The sequence below is a fragment of the Paenibacillus phytorum genome, assembly GCF_013141715.1.
Lineage (GTDB): Bacteria > Bacillota > Bacilli > Paenibacillales > NBRC-103111 > Paenibacillus_E > Paenibacillus_E phytorum.
In genome coordinates, this window is record NZ_WHOA01000248.1 from 57,400 (window position 1) to 80,781 (window position 23,382).

A 23,382-nucleotide genomic window follows, 5' to 3' on the forward strand; every position below is an offset into this window, starting at 1 on the left:
AGATCCCCCTATTTATTCATCATTGGATTATCCTTTAATCGATCCGATCAGAACGCCCTTCACGAAATACCGTTGAACAAATGGATATACGATAATAACTGGCAGCGTCGAAACCATAATAACTGCATATTTGACGATTTCCGCAATTCGCGCCTGAACCGCCAGCGCATCGAGATCTCCGCCCCCGCCTGTCATCATATCCGTGCTGACCTGCTGTTGGACTAATATTTCTTTGAGAATTAATTGCAGTGGAAACAAGGTCCGATCGGATAAATAGATCAAGGCATTGAAGAAAGCATTCCAGTGCCCGACACCATAAAATAAGGCCATTACAGCTATAATAGGAGCCGATAAGGGCAGTACGATGCGCACGAATAAGCGTGTATTGGAGCATCCGTCTATTTCCGCTGATTCCTGAAGCTCTTTGGGAATATTCATCTGAAAAAATGTTCTACATACAATGATATTCCAGATCGTCGCTGCGTTCGGGATCAGCAAAGCCCAAACTGTGTTAATCATCCCGAGGTTCTTGATCAGCAAATAGGTCGGGATCAAACCCCCGCCGAAAAACATCGTAAAGACGAAAGCGGCCATGATCGCATTGCGCCCCACCATATCCCCCCGGGAAAGCGCATATGCGCATGGCAGCGTCACAAGCAAATTGATAGCGGTTCCAATAATGGTGTACAGGATCGTGTTTCGATAGCCTACCCACAACTCCTTGTTATGAAACACCCGCTCGAAGCCTTCGAACGTGATTCCCTGCGGCCACAGCCACAGCTTGCCCTGGTTGACCAGAATCGGGTCGCTGATGGAAGCGCTGATGATATAGATCAAAGGATAACAAACCAAAAGTAAAACGATAGCCAAAAACAGCTTATTGCAAACCGTGAATAATACGTCCGTCCACGAATCTCGAATCATTGCCTACCCTCTTTTCACCACAAGCTCGTCTGGCTTGTCCTTTTCGCGATTTTATTCACGGTCATCAGCAGCACGAAATTGATTATCGCATTGAATAAGCCCACCGCCGCCGAGAAGCTGTACTGCCCTTGGAGCAATCCGCTGCGGTAAACGAAGGTCGAAATGACATCCGAAGACTCCATATTGATTGGATTTTGCAGCAAAAACACTTTCTCGAAGCCTACAGCCATAAAGCTTCCTACGTTTAAAATAAGTAAAATGATAATAGTGGGCATAATGCCCGGAATGTTAATGTGCCGAACGCGCTGCAAGCGATTAGCCCCGTCGATTACGGCTGCCTCATGCTGCTGGGGATCAATCCCCGCAAGTGCCGCCAGATAAATGATCGTCCCCCAGCCCATGTTCTGCCATACGCCAGAAAGGACAAAAATCGTTTTAAACCATCCCGGCTCCATCAAAAAAGCGATTGGCTCTCCACCGAGGACCTTCATCACTTGATTGATAATGCCTGTAGTCGGCGATAAGAAAGAAATAATAATACCTGCCATAACTACGACCGATATGAAGTGCGGCATATAGGTCACCGTCTGCACAAGCTTCTTGAAAAAACCATTCTTCAGCTCGTTCATCGCGAGCGCAAGAATGATCGGTATTGGAAACCCTACCGCCAGCTCGTACAGGCTGATGCCGATCGTATTTCGGATGAGTGACCAAAAATAATAGCTGGCGAAGAAGTGCCGGAAATGTTCGAGGCCTACCCACTCGCTTCCCCAAATCCCTTTTACTGCTGTGAAATCCTTGAACGCGATTTGAATTCCGTATAAAGGAATATAGTGAAAAATAATAAAGTAAGCGATTGCGGGTAAGGCGAATACATAAAGCTCCCAGTTTTTCCATATGCGCTTCATGGATTTGGATTTCATTTTTACTCTTGTTGTCGGCGTAATCACATGATCCGCAATGACCTTTCCCATGTTTGACTTGCACCTCCTTTCCGCTCTGATAGGCTTAAATCTAACCGGAGCGAGCTTACCCGTAAAGAAGGCGGTTTTTGCAAGGGGGGCGACATTTGTTTCCTTGATTTACTGCGAGTTTTTGGCATATAAACTGCGATATTGTGCTGGCGTTACCCCCTCCAGCTTCTTGAATTTCCTGCGAAACTGCGAAATATCCTCATAGCCGACATCCTGAATGATTGCCTGAATGGATTTATTGGTTTGCAGCAGCTCGCGCTTCACTTCCTCAATTCTCAAATCCGATATGTACTCCGTAAAATTCGAGCCCATTTGCTCCTTGAAATATCGACTTAGCGATGAAGCGGATAGATGGAATCGTACGGCCACCTGATCTAGGCCCAGATCATAATTTCGAAAATGCTCATGGACGAACTGAACGATATCGTCACGCAAAGCCATATTTTTGTTTTCATTCAAGGATTGTACCGCGCCGCAAATTTCGGAGACTAATTCCGTCAGTCTGTTTTCGAGCTCCTGCAGGGATTGAAATTCAAGCAAGCCTCTGATCCGATGCGAGTAATCGCCTACGTTCATTTGGCTGATCGTCTTGAATACCGCATTGATGATGTCAAAACACATACAGCGGACGAGTAGGATGGATACTGATTTGTCATATATGCTCTGAAGCATGGCCGCAAGCGCTTCCTGTGCGACCGTTTCGTTCCCCTGCTTCAAGCTCTGCATGAATCGGACCTGTTCCTCGACAGAATAATAAAAGGCATGCTCCTGCAGCGCCATGATGTCCTCGAAAAAGATAATGCTGCCGACTCCCGCTTTCATTTTGTACTCCATCGCAGCGGAAGCTTCGATAAAGGAAATGCCGATTTGTTCTGGCTCGGCGCATGGCGTTCCGATTCCTATTGTCGCCTGTACACCTTGCTTGTCCTCAAGCGACTTATGTAGTTCCTTTGCAAAGCTCTGGACTTTATGATGTATGTCATTTCCCTCGTTCATGACGACAACAAGCGCTAGTGCGCCTTCATGTATAAGCTCCACCGCATAGGCTTCTCCGCCCGCAAAAGAAAGCTGTGTCGATCCAGTAAATACTGCCCGCTGACCGTCTTCTCCCCGCTCCTTCTCCATCGCAAGCAGCATGACGATATAAGAGGAATCGCTCGCTATAAATTCCTGATAAAACGGATTTTTCTGAAGCTCCTCCTTGCTTTTGAAGCTGCCCTTCAACAGATCCGTCAGGAAACGCTCGCGTAATACAGGAAGCTGCGCGTCGACCTGCTCCCTTAACTGCTGATTGCTATCGAACGTGGTAACGAGCGTATCGTGAATAAGCTCCAGCTCGTTTTTTGTCGACTTCCCCGCTTCGCCAGACCAATTAAGCTGAATATACTGCATCAAACCGCGAATCGGTTTGTACTGCCTAATGGACAACAGTATGATAAGCGTCAAACCGACGGATGTCAGAGACAACAGCACATAAAACAGCAAGGTTTTCGTTTCCACGACTCGGGCTAGAAATTGAGACGTCGGCATGGACACTACGTAAGACCATCCATTCAACTCCGACCTAAGGTATACGACCGACTGCTCTTCTCCGTTGATGTGGAAATTGTATACGCCAGTATCCTGGATATTGTGCAAGGAATCTGCCACTTCACGGAAGACTAAGCTTGTTTTTTTGCTTTTGGTAGCCAATAATTTTTTATTTTCATCCAAAATGAACACGCTGCCGCTCTTCTCTCCCAGCACATGTTCAAACAGATTCGTTAGCAAGGTTTCGTTGATCATGAACAGGACCGTGCTGAATGGAACGTCCTGATTGAACGGAATCGGAACAACGTAGGTTAAATATCGCTTTTCTTCATAATTATTGATCTCCACCTTCTCAGAAGGTCTCATAATGGGCCTGGGCGTACCATTGATATCCTGAATAAACGTATCGGAGCCCCAGTTCTCGAATTTATAATAGCGGTCGAGGAATGTTGCTAAGGATGTCAGCCCTCTTGATGAATAGATCGTGGAATCCCCCCGAAAAAATAAAAATAAATCATCGATGATGCCGCTGCTCTCTTTGTAGCGGTCTAGCTCTGTAATGGCTTCCTTGGCTGTGTATATGTCGTTTCTCACCATATAGGAAGTAAGCCTAGGATCATAAGAAATTTTCGCGGCGATATGCTGCAGTACCTTCATCTGTCCTTCGACGGCTTCCTTAACCTGCTGCAGCTTGTCCATGTTCGCAGCTTCGATTTCCTTCTTTACATTCATAACCATGTTTTTATACATCAGACCACCCATGATGAGAAGCGGAATTGAAAAAATTAAAGAAAAGGAAAGTATGTATTTGACAAGCGTCATGGAAAAAACCTTTTTTGCAGCCATCATAATCCCCCTTCAAACCAAGCCATTATAAAGCCGTGCTGCATCCTATTATAATTGCTTTACCGGATTTCGTAAAAGCAGGCCGGGCAAAGAAGAAAAAAAGGCGATTGCGATGAATCGCCCCCGCCAAGAAAAAGATAATCATTCCGAATAAGCTGCCTAAGGCCATTAATTCAACGTTATTTTTCCGTAGAGAGAAGGATCCTTGGATTTGCCTATCCCGCTTCCCCATTCCAGCCAGCCGATCCGCCCAGCTCCGTCATTCGTATTGACGAGCACAGACATATAGATCGGGACTCCCGCCTGAGGAACATAGGGATAAAGCTCCGACCAGTCGAGATGGATCTTATAAAGCGTTTGGGTTCCCGTACGGTCGATATGGATTTGTCCATGCTGGACGAATTGCTGCTGCTGCGTCCAATTGTATGGAAGATCGCCTCCGATATAAGGCGTCGTTTCCTTCCAAAGCCTGGGCCCCTCTGCTGTCAAGGCCGCCTGAAAATCCATGCGCGCTTCCGCTGGCGCACCCAGCCCGTATGTATCGATAGCGAATTGCAGGCTGTCGCCCCGCCAGTACAAACCGGCCGTCTCATTTTGTACAAAAACGGCATCTGCTACATCGACGGTAAGATCAATGCCATCCTCCGTATAGCCAAGTGCGAACTTAGCATCCAATCCGGATGGCCGTGTTTGCCCCGTCTCCGAATCGAACACCCAATCGTTTTCAATCCATGTAATCGGCTCCGTGCGCAGCTCCCCGGTTTCATGATCAAACAGCTCACCTGCTTGACCAGCACCAACTGGAATCGTCGCGCTGCGCCTTACCTTGTCGTAATCCGAGAGCAATACCTCGTCTGATAAAGGCAGCTCGCCTAACTTGGTTTCGTCCAACTGCTCGATATAATACATTCGTCCAGGCTTCAGTACCAAGGAAGCGTCCGCCAAATATGATCGTCCCGTCCAATCCCTAATCTTTGTTTGCGGCGTAAAAGCGTCTGCCAGGCGCGAATCAATGACCTGCTCGTTCTCGCCACTAAGCCAGAGAACAGTTAGCGGCGTCCCACCGTTATCGAGGTATACCGCATTTTGAACACTGGACAGCGCATACTCTCCGCGGTACGATACCGTTTGGCCGGCCGTTTCCAAGAAGCGGTGCAGCGCGACGGCTCCAAGCCTTGGCTCGATTTGCGGCTTTTTGCGGAATAAGCCGGATGCATGCGTATGCCAGCCGTCGGCCTTCGCGAAAGTTAGGGCTTCGGTCTCCACTTGGTTCATTATCTCAAAATAAGCAATTTGTTCTGACCCGTGCTTGATTTGATACAAGTAATCGAGCAAGATTTTGAACGCGATCTCTTTTTCCGAAGGCACCGCAGTCAATCCGATCGAGCTGATCAAGCCGGCATGGCTTTCGGATGTAACCCAATCCTTGGAGGCTGCTTCGTATTGATCATCCAAATCCTTGAAATAATCGGCATTTGGAAAGGCGCCATGGAGCGCTAGCTTGTCGTAATAGCTAGTCGCGCCCAAACGAAGCAGTTCCCTGTAGAACGGAAGATAACGCCGGCCTCCCAGTCCGCCGATCCAAACCTCCGATTCTGGCTGCTCCTCTTTGATCGTTTCATAGCTCGTTTGCAACAGCTCCACAAACTTCTCCGGTGTATCCCGCCAGAAGATGCTTCCGCCAGGAAGATGCGGCTCATTCCAGACTTCCCACTTACTTATACGATCCCCGTAACGGTCGATCAACGCACGCAGGAAATCAGCCAAATCCTCCATATCAGCAGGTGCATAAGCAGCATAGCCCGGAACGGCTGTATAAATCTGAGCATCCTCCGGATGTGAGGAAGCCCACTGCGGGGTGAACAAAATATTGCCCGCCAGCTCGAAACCATACGAACGGAGCATGTCGACTTGAGCGTCGAACGCTGTCCAGTTATACGTACCGCGTGAGGGCTCAAGAGCCATCGCCGTATTCGTGAACTGTGTGCCCCACGGAACCGAATGAATTCTCGCCATGCTGAAACCGATTGTATCTGCCAGCTGAACCGCTTGCTCGCCTTCAAGCTGATAGCTGAAGCCAAACATCGGGCTCCTTTGGGACATTGCCTTCGTATCGCCGTCCGCTACGGCAACGGCGTACCGGTCCCTCACGAATTGACCCGCCGTTCCCTTCGCCGAAGTAACGGTGTATGCTTCAGTATGGGCCACTGGGGTCGTATCGCCTGTTTTGACATAATCAAACGCGATTTCGTAATACCCAGCCCGTTCAGGCTCCCAACTCCAGCCATCACTCAACATCGTCTGCCGATTGACTGTCGATTGGGCGATGACCTGACCCTCTTCGTCGTATACAGTACCCGTTACCGTGTGTACCGATTGCGGCAGCAATTGATTCTCCGGTTTAAACACGACGTCTTCTCCAAGTTTATACCAATTGGCAAATGCGCTGCTCGTCAGCGAAAAATCGTCCACCGTTTTCATTTGCACGTTATCATAATACAGAGTGCCGCCCAACGTGCCAGAAGCCCCGCCCCTCGTCGTTGCTAAGTTGATCCGCATGTAATTCGTCCCTTGCGGAAACTGGGCTCCTTTTAAGGTCAAGGATTGTTCCGACCATGCCTCCGACAACCCGCTGACAGGCACGGTTGCCGTACCGATAAATGTAGAATTGTTCCAAAAGCTGATAAATGCCCATGCCACATTGCCTACATAATTGGATGATTTCTTAATGTCAAATGTCAGTTTGACAGACTGAGGACTGCCGTAAACAGCAATCGGCTGCGAAGCCCAGCCTGCCGATCCTGCGTCGGCCGCTGCCATATATAAGGAATGATTTCCTTGTGCATACACCGTATCGGTTACGGCTGTATCGACCGGGATCGTCCGGTTCCATAGTGCGGATGTCCAGTTTAACGGGAGCAACTTGCCTTGGGAGACGTACGTCTGCTCAAAACCGGGATTCGCAATATCAATGACATCAGACAGGGTCCCGGTCTGGATCACAACGTCGTCATACCGTACAGAGCCTGCAATAGCGCCGGATTGGCCTACCCGGGAAGTCGCTAGATTGATGCGTACTTTGTTCGTGCCAGATGGAAACTGCCCCGCGTTCACTTGAAAGGAGTTTGGCGACCAGCCGGCTGTACCGGCGGTCACTGCCGCAGTTGAGGTCCCTAGATACGTGCCATCCTGCCAAAAGCTCAGGAAAACCCAAGGCACGTTGCCCGAGTAATCCGTCGTCTTCCTAGCCTTGAAAGAACCCTTAATTTCATAGACGTCCTCGGTCACGCTTAGAAATCCGGAAGTCCAACCTGCAGAGCCTTGATCGACGCTCATCACGTACAACGAATACATTCCGCTCGAAACATCGGCATCGCTCACCCCCGTTACGGCTGGGGTGGTCCTGCCCCATAACGATGACGTCCAACTCACCGGAACACGTTGCCCCCCCAGTACAGTGGTTGCTTCGAAGCTGGGATTCGCAAGTGGCATATCCTCGTACCGGAGACTTTGCGGGTAGGCGCTTGTCGGAAACAGCAACCCGAACAGCAAGGTTACCAGCAACACTCTTGTAAGCACTTTCATTTTTACATTCACCTCCGTCTTCTTTTTCGATCCGCATGTGGGCTTCACTGCTTCTCATTCCTCCTTCTTATAGCTGTGAGTTGAAATGAACTTGCAAGTAAAGTATACCGATACGGAGCGATGCGGAATAAGGAGGCGGTTTTTGCAAGGCAGGGCGATTCTTTCAAGTCGGTAACGGACGCTTGTACCACTGCGGGTCCTCTTCAGGCCCAATTTATTCCACCTGCCAGATCACCCTCTCCCTCTACCATGTAACTTCGATGGTTCCGCTGATACCTTTCAAGCGAATACAGCTAGCCGTCGCTTGGTCTTCGAGTGGAAGATAAACACGATCTGCACAAACCTCCACCCTACCCGCATGCAGCATCTCAACTGGAGGCAGGATCGTCACATCGGCTTCCTTCAAACCTGTTAAGACAATGCTTCGCGCCGTGTCTTTCTTAGGGGTGCGGATCGGGTGCCCTTCCTTGCATGCAACGATGCCCGCGTCTTTCTGCTTAACAAGGAACCGGCATTCCCGGTGAAAGGAGGTATCCATCGTATAGGTAGCGCAGCCTTCACTAATGATCGCCGACTGTCCAATCAACAAAGGCGCACCATCCGGGAAGGCGAGCTGCATCGTAGCCGTCGCATCCTGCTTATAGCCACTGAACCAATAGGCGTTATCTTGGCGAGAAACAAAACAGTAGATCGGTTTGGCAAACTCCTGGTACCTCGTCCCAGGGTATAGGAGAGTCGTTTCATCATAGCGATTCTGCAAAAAGACGTAGCCCAAATCAGCCAGTAGATAGCGAATGAAAATAGAAGAATCGACGTAGTCCGTACTTTGTCTGACGGGCAGATGGCTATTCGCCCCCGTTTCGAACGCCAAGGTGCCGCGTGTCCAAGCCACTGCGCCTCCGTTCCAATCGGGACGTTTGGTGACTATGGCATATGCTCTTTCCTTATCATCCTGTTTAACGCGAGCTTTCACGACGGTGTGAGGATCGGCGGTATCTGCTACGATTTCTTGAATCGCTCCCCCAGAAATAAGCGGATCATGCTTGATAAGCTGGCTGCGGGGCACTGCCAGCTGGTCTTCAGCCAGTTCGGATTCCAACCGGAACGTTCCGACAAGCCCCTCAGCCTGACGCAAATTCAGAGCCGCCAACAAATCCGGCTGGGATAATGGCCCATAGAGAAGCATTTTCCCGCCCTGCTCCAAGTGATTCATCAGATACGGAATCATCTCTTGCGTCAGCATGGACGCGGATACCAACAAGATCGTTTCTTTCAAAGACCCGATCTCGGCATCCATAACGGCCCTGAAGCTTTCCGTGCTAATGACTGTGTTAAGCGGAAGTCCCTGATTGATCGCGTTACGAACGAACCAATCGTCGAAGAAAACGAGGCTTGCAAGCTCCTGCCGCTCGGCGACAAGCCTGAAATATTCATGAAACGGATAGAGCCATGTCAGGATGCCCGGCTGGTCCGGGAAATCCTTAACTGCTTTGGTCAAATGAGGAATGATTTCGGCCGGACACGCTTCAATTAACTCCCCTTTTTCCGTGTCGATGGAAAGGATTTCGATGATGCCGGGATTTTCGATCCTTCCCGCAGCATTAACCCGTCCAACGGCCATGGGGCAATAAATATCGTAGGCTTCCCTATCGTAGGCATCCCACCAAGGATTTTGCCAAAACCAAGGATCATTGGCATAGAAACGGAATGGGAACGTCTCACCTGGCAGCACCGCAATTCGAGACATATATCCGGACATCTCCAAGCCAAAATCACGGTTCAGCGCTCCCCACGGCGAATTAGGCGGCGGCAGCTCCACAACCTTTTTGGCGTACATCTCGTCTAGCGGGACAAAATCTTTGGCCAATTCGATCCCCGTGCTAAAGTTCGTCCCCCTTACCTCCGTGCGAAAATCCGGGCATTCCGCTTTGAAATCATCCCAGAAGGACATGATGTTGGCTTTCATTTCATGAACGTCAGCTTGATTAAAGCTTGATCCGTCGAAATTACTCCCGAGATAAGTCCATGGAAAATACGAGAAACCGAACCCATTAGACAACCAAATGTAATCAAATCCAAAATCGCTTAAAAACCGTCTGGTTTGCCGTCCCAAAAACTGGCCAAACGAAGTGCCCTCCGGAATGCCATGCGGAAATTCTGCATAAGGGAGGTTATCCCCCTTTAACTGGCTCCAGCAGCAAATCACCTTGTAGTCAGGACGGAGGGAGACGAAATTTCCGCCCAATGCGGCGTCATTGATTTCACGATGCAGACTGTACTTAAAATCGGAGTAGACAAATTCAGGCCCCGGATCGAACGTTGCTCCTACTTCCATCGTCAGGCCTTGCTCAGCGGCCAATCGTTTAAACGTTGCTACAATCCTCATCAAATCTCGGTAGGTGATCCGCGACGGGTTATCCGTATACGGTCTCGCCCGCATCGGATCGTCAGGATCTGAAATGCCGAAGCATTCTTCATTAGCTAATCCGATATATTTCGCCCACTCGATCTCGGTATCCAGGTCGCCGTTCCACATTAATATTTCGCTGCCGTCAGCAATCCAGAGAAGCATCGAGCAATGCTCCGACTGATCGATCAACGGCCGCCACTGCCGTATCATTTCACCGGATACTTGTTCGACGTGATCCTGCTCCATGCTGAAGAACGGCTTCAAGCTTGTTTCCAGTGTTGCCCGGCGAAGCGGTTTAGGTGTACGTTGTTTCAAAGGAAGTTCTCTCCTCTACGATTTAGTCTTGAGTCCAAATGACTTGAGGGAATTGTCCACTCTGCATAATAGCTCATCGCTTATTAGTTTAGATTTCCCCTGTTTATTTAACAATGAACACAGCAACGATTTTTTGAACAATTCTATTATTTGCGGCGATAGCTTTAGACTCACGTATCTGGCTTTCTTTTTTGTAACCTTGCGTAGAACGATTGGCAGTCCGCAATGAAATCGTCCGTTCCTTTGCCAACATGGTGCGTCCGAACGTTCATTTTCTCATGTCAGCTCATTTTCGAAATTTTCTTTGAATAAATCAAAACAAACAAACAAACAAACAAACCGGAACCCCTTATTTGGAGTTCCGGTCTTATAAACACTAAACAACTTCATTCAACCGCCCATTCCGAAACCGCACAATCTGCTTCGCCTGCTGAGCAATTAATAAGTCATGCGTAATCAAAATAATCGTCCGACCTTGTGCATGTAATCTCTTTAAAATGTTTGAAATCTCCACACTATCTACAACATCCAAACACCCGATGATGTTCATCAGCGCCCGCTTCTCAATCCGCGACACATATCAATCCGATCATCCCAATCGAAATTAAATCCTCGAGATCTTCTCCTGTGTTGTCGATTTTTTTGAGGTTGTGAACACCACGAAACCTTCTTCAATTTGCAGCTTGCCGTTCGGCAAGCAGCTGCTTCAGATTGGTCAAGCTCGTCATTACGCAGTCCATCGGATCGCGGCGGCATGTGTCCTGCTCGACCACGTACCATTCGATTCCGCTGGCTTCGCCCCACTGTAATATCGGCCGGAAATCGATACTGCCCGTTCCGATTTCCGCGTATATTTGCTCATCATCATCGGACATGTCCTTCAGATGGATAATAGGCATTCGGCCCGCATATCTCTGAATAAATGCAGCAGGTTCCAAGCCCGCTTTCTTAACCCAATAGACGTCAATTTCAGCGAGAATCAGGTTGTCATCAGACGGATTGAGCAAATATTCTAAAGCACTTTCACCTTCGACGGCCGTTTCGAACTCAAAGGCATGGTTGTGATAGCTTAGTCGCAGTCCGTGCTGCTTCAGCTTTACTGCTGCTTCTCCCAAAAGCTGTTTGACATTACGGTAGCCAGCTTCTGTACGGCTTTCTAAAGGAATCGACGGGCATATAATATCCCGTGTTCGGAACAGGCGGGCCTCCTTAATCAACTCGTCTAGTTCGTCGGTTATTCTGCCCAAACCTACGTGCAGTCCTGCAGTTTTCAGTTTCTGTTCATGAATAACCGAAGCCAGCTCCTCAGGATCGTAATTGTGGTAACCGGCCATTTGCACACCAGCCCAACCCAATTGCTTCAGATCGCGAAGCACTTGAGGAAAGTTATGCGCGCATTCTTCGCGAAGCGTGTACAACTGAATAGCTAACTTGTTCATCAACACAGCATCACTCCTTGGCTGAAAATTCATTTCGTCAAACCAAGTATAAAGCAAAAGGTTCAATTGCGCCTTTACGTATCTTACGATTCTATTACCTGATCTTATGATCTTTAACGGGAGAAGCATTGCTTTACCAAATGAAATAAACGAATTAAACTGGTGATAGCGGTTATACTTATCTTCTTGTGAAATGGAGGAAGGAAATGAATATGATATCTGCAGGATACTCCATCCATACGCGTCCGTATTATACGAATCGCAATCAGGCCATAGAGTTCTATTTAATTCGATTGCAAATGGAGGGAGTTTGTCAATCCGTTGTCAATGGAGTTGTATATTCCATTCAACCCGGTTGCCTTTTGCTTTGTAAGCCTGGGGATTATTATAATTTAATGATTCCGCTCAATAAGCACGAACCCCCTCGAAGCGCGGATTTTTACGTTACGATCCATTCAGAAGAGCTTTGGATCAGACAATGGTGGGAGCTTAACGGGCAGCGAACGTTGATCAATATTGGTATGGATGAAGCGCTTTCCTCGATTTGGAAGCAGTTGGTCTACGAGAATAGAAGAGTGAAGGATTCCAGTCCATTAATCCTGGAGTATTTGTCGCGTGTGCTTATGCTGCATATTCAGCGAATAAGCCAATCGGGAGAACATGCCAATACATATAAGCGGTCCGTATCAAATCAGATCAAGTTGTATATCGAGCGCAACGCGACAGAAAGGCTGACCTTGAAGGACATATCAGCTTCCGTAGGTCTAAGCGTCTCAAGAGCGTCCCAGCTTTTCAAGGAGACCTTGAATCAATCGATTATGGACTACGCAATAGAAGTTCGGCTGTCGATGGCGAAAGAACGGATGCTGAACGAGGGAGTGACCTTGCACGAGGTCGCTTATTTATGCGGGTTTTCCAACTATACGCATTTCAACCGATTGTTCAAGTCCAGATTCGGCATGTCACCAAGTCAATATAACAAACTTATGAGGACAAATTCCCCATACTAATTTGTGATTTAAATCGAAATATAAGTCGGGATAGAAACGCTTGATTCTGCTTCAGGGATCTTATCTCCCCCTCTGTAAAATGGAATTAAAAAAGGGAAATAACAGGAATCCATCTCCTGCTGTTTCCCTTTTTCATTGTGCTAGTGTATCCGAAATTCGCGATGCCCATCATCCCTTATTTCCCGAATCAGATTCGGCTAACAGAATGTCGATTTCGACCGCAGCGCGGTCCAAGCCATCCTTGGCAGGCAGTTCACCCAAAAATATTTTACGCAAATATAGGGTATAGACTTCGTTAATTTTACTCCAATTCTTGACCGGAGGCCGCAAAAAGGCATGATCCAGAGCCACGATATACGGATAAATGAAGGAATCCTTATTAACCGTCAATTCTTTCGCCGCATCCATATTGGTCGGGATCAATCCGGTTCGAGACATGATCAGCTGCGCTTCCTTGCCCGTCATCCATTTTATAAAAGCCCAAGCTTCATTCCGCTGCTTACTTCCTCTCATAATAACCATGTTCTCGCCGCTTATAATGGAAGAAGGGCCGCTGCCGTTTGGAAAAGGAACAGGCATCGTCAGTTTAAGAGCCCGATCCATCTCCACATCATTCAATATACTGTAGAACCAGGGGCCTTCATCCGTCATCAGAATGTTTCCGTTCTGCACGCCGCCCCAATTGTCGCCTCCGCCTGTCACCACAGAGAGATCAATAATCTTCTCCTTGTACAGAGCGGTCAATTGCTCCACCGCCCGGATGGTTCCCTCTCCATTCAAGAACCCCGAGGCCTTCTTATAATCTCCGTCCGTAATAGCTCCTCCGAGGCTATAAATATATGGAAGCGTGCTCCAGCCGTCCCAACCGCCGAGACCGATGGTGTAGTGATTGCTCCTAGCCAGTTTCACAATTTCCTCCATGGTTTGCGGTGGCTCGGAATAGCCCGCCCGCTTTAGAAGATCGCGGTTAAAGATGGCTGCTTTCGTATTCACATTCAACGGTAGCGAGTAATATTGATTATGATAAAGGCCCACGATCATAGATTGCCGGCGGGACTTTGCACTAATTTCCTCGAAACCGCTCAGTTGGTTTAACGGTTCAAGCAGGCCATCTTGGGAGAACTCAGGTACCCAGGCGATATCCATACGCACCACATCCGGACCCCGGTTGGAGGATGCCCGCGCGATCAGGGCATTTTTCAATTCGTTATTGTTCGCTACGCGTACCGGCTTGACCCGAATGTTCGGGTTGTCCCGCTCAAAAGACGGGATCAGCTCTTGCTCAAGCAGTCTGGTTTCTTCGTCGCTATACGTATGCCAAAATGCAATCTCGGGCACTTCGTGCCTATGCAGTGTTTGGACTTCCTTCGGATCGGAGATGACGGATTGATTGCCGCAGCCTGATGCTAAACCAATAACCACTAAATGGGATAACCATCGCCACTTCAAGATAGAGCTCCCCCTCCTATGATTCGAAATACGATTCTGACACCTGATGCTTTTCTCTATATTGCAAAGGCGTTAATCCGGTCAATTTCTTGAACACCTTACTGAAATATTTCACATCGTTAAAACCTGATGAATCGGCTACGTCGTATACTTTACTGTCTTTTTGCGCTAATATCCGCTTTGCTTCCCGTATTCTCAGCTCAATTAAATAATCGATAAAGTTGCGGCCGGTTTGCTTTTTGAACAGAATACTGAAATAACTCTTGCTCAGGTGAACGATATCCGCCACACCCTGCAGTGTTAAATTCTCGGTATAATGTTCAGCCAAATATTCGAGCGCCTTCATAATTAACTGCCCTCCGTAGCCTTTGTCCGTCAAGTTCGGAAGGACAGGCTTGTGAGTTTCCTCCAGCTGGCCGATCAAATGGGCTGATAATTGTTCCAATGTCTCAGCCCGCTGCAGCAGATCAAGCCGTTCTGGAAGCAGTGTTCCCGCGTCGGCCTGAAGATGATAAACGCACGAGAGAAGTTGGCATGCCTCATGTTTCACTTGCTCCGGATCCAGAAAACCGCTTCTCCAGCGCTCAAGCGCACATTCAATCAACGAGGTGCTCGGATCGCCATTACGAATGCTTTCAATAAAAGGGGTCCAATCCTGGATAACATCTATTGCAGGTTGTGTTGTTCGCTCACTGTCCGGTCCGCTTGTCATATACAGGCCGCCCAAACCTTCGAAAAACCGCCTCTGGCAAGCAGCTCGGCTGTTGGCAAAGCCATGGAGCAGTCTGCGGATGCCATGTTCGATTGTGAACCCGGTCGAAGCGGAGATTCCGCATTTGGTTTCCAGTACCGCCCTCCACTGATGAAGCAGCTGCTCAGCTCCTCCATCATGATCCGGCAGTATGAGAAACATACTGCTTTCGGACATTAGCAATGCGACTCCTTCCTGCACGTGCATATAAAACATCTCCTGCAGTTCCTCAAGAAGCAGCTGCACATACAGATAGCCGCGATTTTCTCTCCATTCATCTGCACTATCCAGCAGGACATACATGCAGGCGTATCGTTCCTGCAGCCATGCGGGAACCCAATCGGCTTCCGTTAAAGTGGCATGTTCTTGGACGATCAGCTTTTTCAGCTCATGTTCGAGGCTTTTTCGCTCACGGTAGATCGCCCCCTGCTGATATTGATTCAGCTCGGACTCCTTCCTTCTCTCCTCCTCAAGCATGGCTATACACCGTTTGAGCACAGCGAGCAGGTCTTCCGGTTCCATGGTTGGCTTTAACAAATAATCGACTGCGCCGAGTTTAAGACCCTCTCTCACATATTCGAAATCGTTATAACTGCTGATCAAAATCACCTTAAGCGACGGGTAGAGCTGTATGGCCTGCTCCATAAGTTGAATGCCGTTCATCAGAGGCATCTTGATATCCGTTATAAGTATATCTATGGAACGGCTCTCCAAGGCAGCCAGCGCTTCTACTCCATTGGCGCAATCGTCTTCCGCCGACATCCCTTCTTGCTGCCAATCAATAAAAGAATGAATGCCGTTGCGGATCACCGGTTCGTCATCGACAATAAGTACTCGGTACATCATACCCCTCCTTCTCCCAAGATTCTATGAGGTTTGTGGAGCACGATCCGGATGGTAGCTCCCTGATCCGGTTCGGTTGTTACGGACCATTCCGACTGATTGACATAATGAAGCCTTAATGAGTCATGTATGTGTCGCAGGCCAATGCCGATTTCTCCGCTGGCAATAGAGGATTCAGGATCGTTTAGCCCCTTCAGCTTCTCTTTATCAATACCGAGACCATCATCCTTCACGATAAATTCAACCATTTCCTCCGATTGATAAACCTTAATGAAGACTTCTCCGTCCGTATTTTTCGGGACAATCCCATGGAAAATAGCGTTCTCCACCAAGGGCTGCAGGAGCATGCGGGGGATGATTATTTTCTCAGCTCCCGGCTCAACATCCAGCTTCAGGTTAAATTTCTTCTGGTAGCGGAGCTCAAGGATAACCAGATATTTGTGGATGATGTCCAGCTCCTCCTCCACAGTAACCATATTTCCGCTTTTCGCCATATTCGCTTCCAACAGCCGGGTTAGCGCCGACAGGCCTTGATAAGCACGATTATTTTGATTCGAGCGGATCAACAGCCTCAGGGTGCTTAGCGTATTATACAGGAAGTGCGGATGAACACGGTGTATGACTGCGCGAAGCTCAGCATCATGTTTCTGACTCTGCTCATCTTCTACCCGCTGCATCAAGTTTTCAATTTCATGAAGCATCTTATTGAACTGTTTGCTTAAAAGGCCAATTTCATCGGAGGAGTGAACCTCAGTCCTTACTTTCAAATCTCCATCTTGTACGAGCTGCATAACGCGGATCAGCTGGTTGATTGGCCTCGTCACTCTGCTGGCGATGAAAAGACCGATGCCAACTGCGAGCAGAGCGAAGACAGTGGAAGAAAGCAAAATCCAGGTTTGAAGCTTGTCCAAAGGACCTGTAATCTCATGTACCGGAACAGTGCCCACGATCATCCAACCATTGATAAGAAGCTGCTTGACCCCGTAATACGGCACTCCTTTTATACGAAACTCAAATTCCGCACGATCATGGTTGACGATGTTTCCGTACAAATCGGGATTCTCCACTTTCTTGTTGATCAATCTTAGATCGGGATCAATCATGACCCTACCCTCGGCATCCACGACGAAGAATTTACCTGTCTCCCCAAGCTTCAACTCCTCAATCGTATTTAGTATCGCGCGTCCGTTCAAATTCACTTGAATCAACCCGATATTGTTTAAAGAATTAAAATCCTTTAACACTCTGCCAACAGGAAGAACCAGGTCCGTATTGACACCACCGCCGCTGAAAAGGTCGTATTGAATCCCCTGCCACACGAATTCGCCGTCTTTGCTGTTGGCTTCCTTCACCCAACTCTGGCTGGATAGCTGCATCCGCTTCACTTTCCTATCGGAAAAGGTGCCGCTTCCCCACCCGCTCCCATCCTCTTTGAGCACATAAACAATTTTGACGAAAGAATTCGAATAGACAATATTATTCAGCATCGTATTCATATATTGAAACATTCGGCTCTGCTCTTCCGAATTACTGCTATTTACATTCAGTACCGCGTGCTGAATATTTAGATCGCTATAAATGAAGTCTGAGGTATCGCTCCCAACGTTTAATATGGACGAGAGTGAATCTGCTGTCTTTTTGGCGATTTGGACGGTAGACTCCCGTACGTTCTTTTTTAGTATGGAATCTGAAGCAAAGTAGAAGAATACGCTTGTAAATAGAGTCGGGATCAGAATCATGAGCAGAAAAGCCAGAATGATTTTGGTAGAAAAACGGTTAAATAAAAGTAATATTCGAGACATAGCGCCCCCCCACCTCAGGAATCTTATTTACCAATTGTATAATGATTAAGCGCACAAAACCAATGTCGGATGTTGGAATAACACATTGAAAGCGCACACAAGACGGAAGGTGTCTTTTTTAATGCAAATTGCCAAATATTAACCACCCACATGTTTAATCGTTTATGTCGAAATTTAAAGTCCTTTATTTTCATTAGTTACATTAATTTGTAAATTATTGCTCTGATAGCATTTTATTTAACTACTTCATAGAAATATAAGGGGTTGACCGTTACTATCATAATCACTCATAAGACGACAGTCCTATAGTTCCCCTGAACTGCGTTTTGCCAAATGAGTCCAACTATTTGGCTAATAAATGGATAAATAAGCGATTTTCAAATGCAGTGATTTAGAAACTTAAAATCCTGTCAAAGCTCAAGCGTACCGCTCCTTTTCTCACTTTCAAACCTATTTCCACAAACATTTCCCTCGCTTCCCACTAAACATCATTAGGTAAATTTCGACATAATTCGATAAACACTAGTCATTATTCTCCATTGATCCAACCATCGTTTTGCTGTTAGTTTTTTAGTGTGCTCCGAAAAATTCGGGGCCTCACCACTTATCGACGAGGGGAGAGAAGCTGAGGAACCATTCAATGAATAAGGATTGGTTGATGTGAAGTCTGACTTAAGTTTGTGCGTTGGATGAGATCAACGGTGCAAACGACTTGACTGTTGGGACCCAAAATCTCATTATGCTTCGAATGTTTTGCACAACAGACAATGTCATTCATGTAATGCTCACAAAGTAATGCTGCTCACAAAAAAAATGTCTGGGAGTGAATTAAATGATTAAAAAATTCAAGATGTTAAATAATTCTAAGAAGTTAGCACAAGTTGCGATATGCTTTAGCTTGCTGACAGGAACTGTCGTTAGCAATGTAATCCCTCCAATCACTGCGTTTGCGGAAACGCAGCCTGAAGCGGACACGCCTTTGAATAAAGAGAACTTGAAGCCATTATCTGTTCAATCTGTAGAAAAATTAGAAAATGGTGTCAAAATCAACTTAGGTGAGTATGTAGGCTATGTTCACCTGCTCGATAAGGATATCGCGAAAGTGTCCGTCTTGAAAAAAGGCGAAGACGAATATAATTCCCCGGGAATCGCCAAGCAGGATTGGGATACACCGCGCTTTAAAACAGAAGAAACGAAGGACGAGTACATCCTCTCGACCGACGAGATTACCGTACAAATTCGCAAAGATAAGTTCGGCATCAAATTTCTGGACAAGCAAGGCAATGTCATCAACGAAGACGCCGAGCAAGGTGTAGGCTATGAAAACGGCAAGCCTTACGTGTTCAAGAAAACAGACAAGAACGAAAACTTCTATGGCTTCGGCGAGCAGTCCGGCGGACTGAACAAACGCGGCAAAAGCATCGGCATGTGGAACACGGACGCTTACTCTTATAACAAAAACACCAAATATTTATATACAACGATCCCTTTCTTCATCGGGCTGAAAGATCAAAAAGCTTATGGTATTTTCTTCGATAATACAAACCGCTCTTACTACGAAATGGCAAGCGAGAAAGACGACTACTACTACTTCTATGCCAACGGCGGAAAACTGACGTATTACTTTATCAACGGGCCGAAAATCGGCGACGTTATCGATAAATACACCGAGCTTACCGGTAAAATCAACATGCCTCCGCAATGGTCATTAGGCTTCCATCAAAGTAAATGGGGATACTCGCCAGATGATCTTGTCAATGTAGCTCAAACGTACCGCGATAAAAAGATTCCATTGGATACGATGCACTTTGACATTGACTATATGGACGGCTACCGTGTATTCACTTGGGATGAAAAATTCAAAAAAGCGCTTAGCACTTTGAAAAACAACGGTTTCCACGCCATTGCGATCAATGACCCTGCAGTCAAGCAAGACGAAAACTACAGCGTCTATCAAGAAGGAACGAAAGGAAATTTCTGGGCGAAAAATCCTGATGGCTCTACCTTCATCGGAGCTGTATGGCCGGGACCTTCCGCATTCCCGAATTTCCATAAAAAGGACGTTCGCGATTGGTGGGGCAACAGCCTTTCTACCTTGTTTAACGCAGGCATCGACGGCATTTGGAACGATATGAACGAACCGGCCGTATTTGACGGCCCGTACCATACAATGCCGCTGGATATTAAGTTTGAAGGTGACAAGGGTGACGACTTGCTGCATACGGAATATCACAATCTGTACGGGCACGATGAAGCGGATGCGACCTATAACGGCTTCTTGAAGAATAAGCCGAATACTCGTCCGTTCGTCTTGACGCGTGACATGTATGCAGGAACGCAGCGTTATGCGGCTCTTTGGACTGGAGATAACGTAAGTAATTGGGAACATTTGCAAATGTCGATCCCGATGAACTCCAATATCGGCTTGTCCGGCGTTCCGTTCGTGGGCAACGATATCGGCGGGTTTGCCAAACAAGATGAATTCACGACACCTGAATTATTTGCCCGTTGGATTGAAGTAGGCGCATTCCTTCCATTTGCCCGCGATCACTATGACAGCAGCTCGAAAAACGGTACTGCGAAAGGTCAAGAGCCTTGGCAATTCGGTAAAGATGTCGAAGACATCAGCCGTAAATACATTTCCATGCGTTATGAACTGATGCCTTACCTGTACAACCAATTCAAGAAATCTGCAGACAACGGACAGCCGGTTCAACAGCCGCTTGTATACCAATTCCAGAACGATATGAACACGTACAATATCGAGGATCAATTCATGTTTGGCGATTCCTTGATGCTGGCGCCTGTTGTAACGCAAGGACAAACAAGACGTCAAGTATACCTGCCTGCTGGCGAGAAGTGGGTTGACTACTGGACTGGTAAAGAGTTTGATGGCAATCAAACAATTACAGTAAATGCCGATCTTGGTACGCTGCCCATCTTTGTGAAGAAAGATACCATTATCCCTCGTCAGGAAGTTGAGCAGTATACGGGTGAGAAGAAACTGGAGAACTTGATTCTTGACACTTACTTGGACAAAGAAGCAAGCTACAGCTTCTACGAGGACGATGCTAGTACATTGGATTACGAAAAAGGCGAATACAATGTAACCAACTTCAAGGTAGAAAAGAAAGGCAATCATATCGAATTCGAGCAGGACAAAAAGACTCAAAAGTTCGCATCTGATATTAAGTCCTACACGCTAAAGCTGCATGATGCGGAAGATCCGAAGAAAGTACAAGCCGGAAACAACAAGTACGATAAAGTCGGCAGCGCGGAAGAACTGAACAAACAACAGACAGGTTACTATTTCGATGCTGCTGAAAAAGTTCTTTATGTCAAAATCCCTGTAAACGAGAAGCATAAAGTAAACATTCAATAATAAAAAGACTATGTAAACCTTAATTATCTTTCACTTCAAACCATTTTTCACAACAAAAAACAAGCTTGCCGTTCCCTCGAAAGAGGAATAGCAAGCTTGTTTTTAGTTCTTAAGATTTATCTACATACTGATCGGTTTCAGTTCCAGATAGTCCATGTTAAATGCGCCTGTAACATTCGAATTTCTCACAATCGTAATCAGGTTAAGACCCTTGGTTAAAGTAACCGTCTGGCTGACGATTGACCAATGATCCCAGTCTTGTTCATTTTCATTGCCTGATCTATCCTTCCTTATATTCGATAACCACCATATCCCAATATTTCAGCTTGGGCAGCTTTAATTCAAGCTTCCCGTTCTGCTGCTGGAAATCCACAGGGATCGCTGACCCGCCGTAATAGTCTGGTGAAGCGAACCATATTTTTGCAACCGGTTTATCTGTCTTCACCGACACCATGACGTTTTGCTTTTCGGCCGGTTCGGTCTGCGTGCCGTTGGTGTCGTTCCAGTCCATCGTGGAAGCGTCCGTGAAGTTAATGAAGTGAAGAATGTCTTTCCCGTCCTTCTGTTTAGCAAAGCTCCATACCTTACCCTTCTCCGCATGATCGGATATAGCCAAGCTATCGGTTCCTTCTGCACGCAAAGCTGATTCATCGGGCTTGTCCCGAAGCAGATTTTGATAGGCTACCAGAAAATCGTAATAGACTAAGAGCTTGTTATCCAAGACTGGCGAAATTTCAAGGTTTTTGTGCGGAAAATATTCTTTGGACAGCATATTCTCTCCGAGTTCCAGATGGGAGCCGCCTGAGGCAAAAATCACTGCATCCGTGAACAGGATGCCAGGCGTGTTGAATTGTCCTGGATTGTTGGAGAATTGATAGTTCATATAAGCGGCCAGAACCGTGTTCAGCCGGTTCTCACTGAGCTTCCCGTTCTGATCGATCACTTCTTTCAACTGTTGGTAGCCCGGATGATCCTTCCATACTTCGGTATAAAGGAACTTGACGGGCGCTTGACGGGCGATGTAACCCTGGCCGTATTGACCGACCGCATTCATGACATAATCGATATTCAGCTTCTCTTTGGCTTTCTTGAGAAATTCCGGGAAAGTCGCAGCCAGATTGACGCTTTTGCCGTCGTATGTCCAGAGCGGTCCACGTTCACCTAACTGGTCAACCTGCCAGCCGTCAAAAGGGAGCGATTCAAATGCCTTTTTTTCCTTGTCCACTAAATACAACTGCCAATCCGGATTGGATGGGTCGTACAAGAAAATGTCGCTGGCCCAATCTTTGGGCAGCATGTGTTTGTCCTGGTCATTGTGCTGCGAATCCTTATATAGTCCCCATTCCTTCTTCACTCCGTCCTGTTCCGCATCGTCATATGCTCCAAACAGCAAATTGTAGCTCATGGCTTTCATGCCGTGATTGTGAACAAGATCAATATAGTTTTTCAATGTACTGAAATTCACGGGACGATTAGCAATATCCTTCCACTGCCCAGCAGGCTTGGTCCCATCGTAAGGAACAGGATCATGGTGCTTAAACTGCCAATCGTAAAACTGAATCCCGTTGATATGAAATCGGTTCAAACGGTCGATTACAGCAGACATTTCTTCTTGACTCATAGCGGGGAAGTCCGCCAAATAGCCGTAACGGGGAAACTTCCCCCAGTCGGAGGAAACGTCCACGGCGATGTTCATGTGGCCGATAAACATGCCTTCTTTTTCAAGAACCACTTCGGCCAAATAGCCTTCATTGTCGACCTCCGGCGGGTTCCAGCTCCAAGACAGCTTGTCGCTTTTTGCCGTCTTCGTTTCTTGTCCGATAATTTGATCCATATGTTTATAACGGATATGAAACGTGCCGCCTGCAGCCGTCCCATCCTGTAAGGTTAAATTGAAATGAACGTCTTCACCCGGCTTATAGGATGCTTTATCCGTGGACAGCACTTTGAGCTGAGAGCCCATCTGAATCTGGTCCATCATCTTGATGTCCGGGCTGCTGTCACAAGCCGTGGTCATAACAATGGCTGTGCCTGCAACAAAAGCCGCTGCCGTCCGCAGGATTCTTGCCTTACTTGATTTGTCAGTCATACTAAACCTCCTGATTCTATTTGGCGTACCTTC

Annotated in this window: 13 protein-coding genes; 2 read left to right on the top strand and 11 right to left on the bottom strand. The window is 47.2% G+C overall.

Annotated elements, in window-relative coordinates:
* Positions 1–27: 27 nt before the first annotated feature.
* The 7 genes from GC098_RS37435 to GC098_RS37465 all read right to left on the bottom strand — a co-directional run bounded on the left by GC098_RS37435 (position 28) and on the right by GC098_RS37465 (position 12,023).
* Entirely contained in the window at positions 28–924 is an 897-nt protein-coding gene (locus GC098_RS37435) for a carbohydrate ABC transporter permease (protein ID WP_171649403.1), read from the bottom strand.
* Positions 925–938: 14 nt separating this feature from the next.
* Positions 939–1,847 carry an ABC transporter permease gene (locus tag GC098_RS37440; RefSeq protein ID WP_246359198.1) on the bottom strand — a complete coding sequence of 303 codons (909 nt, stop codon included), beginning with the start codon at positions 1,845–1,847 and terminating at the stop codon, positions 939–941.
* Between the two features lie 159 nt (positions 1,848–2,006).
* The gene (locus GC098_RS37445; RefSeq protein WP_171649405.1) at positions 2,007–4,274 is read right to left on the bottom strand and encodes a helix-turn-helix domain-containing protein; all 2,268 of its coding nucleotides are present in this window, start codon (positions 4,272–4,274) and stop codon (positions 2,007–2,009) included.
* Positions 4,275–4,442: 168 nt separating this feature from the next.
* Positions 4,443–7,907: a beta-galactosidase gene (locus tag GC098_RS41400; RefSeq protein WP_171649406.1), complete on the bottom strand. Its 3,465-nt coding sequence runs from the start codon at positions 7,905–7,907 to the stop codon at positions 4,443–4,445.
* Positions 7,908–8,103: 196 nt separating this feature from the next.
* Positions 8,104–10,584, bottom strand: a complete 2,481-nt coding sequence (locus tag GC098_RS37455) for a hypothetical protein (RefSeq protein ID WP_171649407.1) — start codon at positions 10,582–10,584, stop codon at positions 8,104–8,106.
* Between the two features lie 376 nt (positions 10,585–10,960).
* Complete coding sequence (locus tag GC098_RS37460; RefSeq protein WP_171649408.1) at positions 10,961–11,161, bottom strand: hypothetical protein; 201 nt, start codon at positions 11,159–11,161, stop codon at positions 10,961–10,963.
* A gap of 94 nt (positions 11,162–11,255) precedes the next feature.
* Positions 11,256–12,023 (bottom strand): sugar phosphate isomerase/epimerase family protein, encoded by a 768-nt coding sequence (locus GC098_RS37465; protein ID WP_246359200.1) that lies wholly within the window; start codon positions 12,021–12,023, stop codon positions 11,256–11,258.
* Between the two features lie 206 nt (positions 12,024–12,229).
* Between GC098_RS37465 and GC098_RS37470 the strand changes: the two genes are divergently transcribed.
* Positions 12,230–13,033, top strand: coding sequence for a helix-turn-helix domain-containing protein (locus tag GC098_RS37470; RefSeq protein ID WP_171649410.1), 804 nt, complete (start codon positions 12,230–12,232; stop codon positions 13,031–13,033).
* A 168-nt stretch (positions 13,034–13,201) separates the two neighbouring features.
* Here GC098_RS37470 and GC098_RS37475 read toward each other — a convergent pair whose 3' ends face one another.
* From GC098_RS37475 to GC098_RS37485, 3 genes are read right to left on the bottom strand one after another with little or no spacing between them, the layout of a single operon-like run.
* Positions 13,202–14,482 carry an extracellular solute-binding protein gene (locus GC098_RS37475; RefSeq protein ID WP_171649411.1) on the bottom strand — a complete coding sequence of 427 codons (1,281 nt, stop codon included), beginning with the start codon at positions 14,480–14,482 and terminating at the stop codon, positions 13,202–13,204.
* A gap of 16 nt (positions 14,483–14,498) precedes the next feature.
* Entirely contained in the window at positions 14,499–16,076 is a 1,578-nt protein-coding gene (locus tag GC098_RS37480) for a response regulator (protein ID WP_171649412.1), read from the bottom strand.
* Positions 16,076–17,878, bottom strand: coding sequence for a sensor histidine kinase (locus GC098_RS37485; RefSeq protein ID WP_171649413.1), 1,803 nt, complete (start codon positions 17,876–17,878; stop codon positions 16,076–16,078). Before GC098_RS37485 ends, GC098_RS37480 begins: the two co-directional genes overlap by 1 nt.
* 832 nt (positions 17,879–18,710) lie before the next feature.
* Here GC098_RS37485 and GC098_RS37490 point away from each other — a divergent pair.
* On the top strand, positions 18,711–21,260 hold the full coding sequence (locus GC098_RS37490; RefSeq protein WP_246359187.1) for a glycoside hydrolase family 31 protein: 2,550 nt from the start codon (positions 18,711–18,713) through the stop codon (positions 21,258–21,260).
* A gap of 280 nt (positions 21,261–21,540) precedes the next feature.
* Here the strand turns inward: GC098_RS37490 and GC098_RS37495 are convergent, their stop codons facing one another.
* The gene (locus GC098_RS37495) at positions 21,541–23,349 is read right to left on the bottom strand and encodes a glycoside hydrolase family 66 protein (protein WP_171649414.1); all 1,809 of its coding nucleotides are present in this window, start codon (positions 23,347–23,349) and stop codon (positions 21,541–21,543) included.
* Positions 23,350–23,382: the final 33 nt, after the last annotated feature.

Excerpts from the sequence above, each read along its gene's own strand:
- GC098_RS37485 (WP_171649413.1), bottom strand. The coding sequence starts at position 17,878 with ATGTCTCGAATATTACTTTTATTTAACCGTTTTTCTACCAAAATCATT.
- GC098_RS37480 (WP_171649412.1), bottom strand. The coding sequence starts at position 16,076 with ATGTACCGAGTACTTATTGTCGATGACGAACCGGTGATCCGCAACGGC.
- GC098_RS37470 (WP_171649410.1), top strand. The coding sequence starts at position 12,230 with ATGAATATGATATCTGCAGGATACTCCATCCATACGCGTCCGTATTAT.
- GC098_RS37445 (WP_171649405.1), bottom strand. The coding sequence starts at position 4,274 with ATGGCTGCAAAAAAGGTTTTTTCCATGACGCTTGTCAAATACATACTT.
- GC098_RS37495 (WP_171649414.1), bottom strand. The coding sequence starts at position 23,349 with ATGACTGACAAATCAAGTAAGGCAAGAATCCTGCGGACGGCAGCGGCT.
- GC098_RS37465 (WP_246359200.1), bottom strand. The coding sequence starts at position 12,023 with ATGAACAAGTTAGCTATTCAGTTGTACACGCTTCGCGAAGAATGCGCG.
- GC098_RS37490 (WP_246359187.1), top strand. The coding sequence starts at position 18,711 with ATGATTAAAAAATTCAAGATGTTAAATAATTCTAAGAAGTTAGCACAA.
- GC098_RS37435 (WP_171649403.1), bottom strand. The coding sequence starts at position 924 with ATGATTCGAGATTCGTGGACGGACGTATTATTCACGGTTTGCAATAAG.
- GC098_RS37440 (WP_246359198.1), bottom strand. The coding sequence starts at position 1,847 with ATGAAATCCAAATCCATGAAGCGCATATGGAAAAACTGGGAGCTTTAT.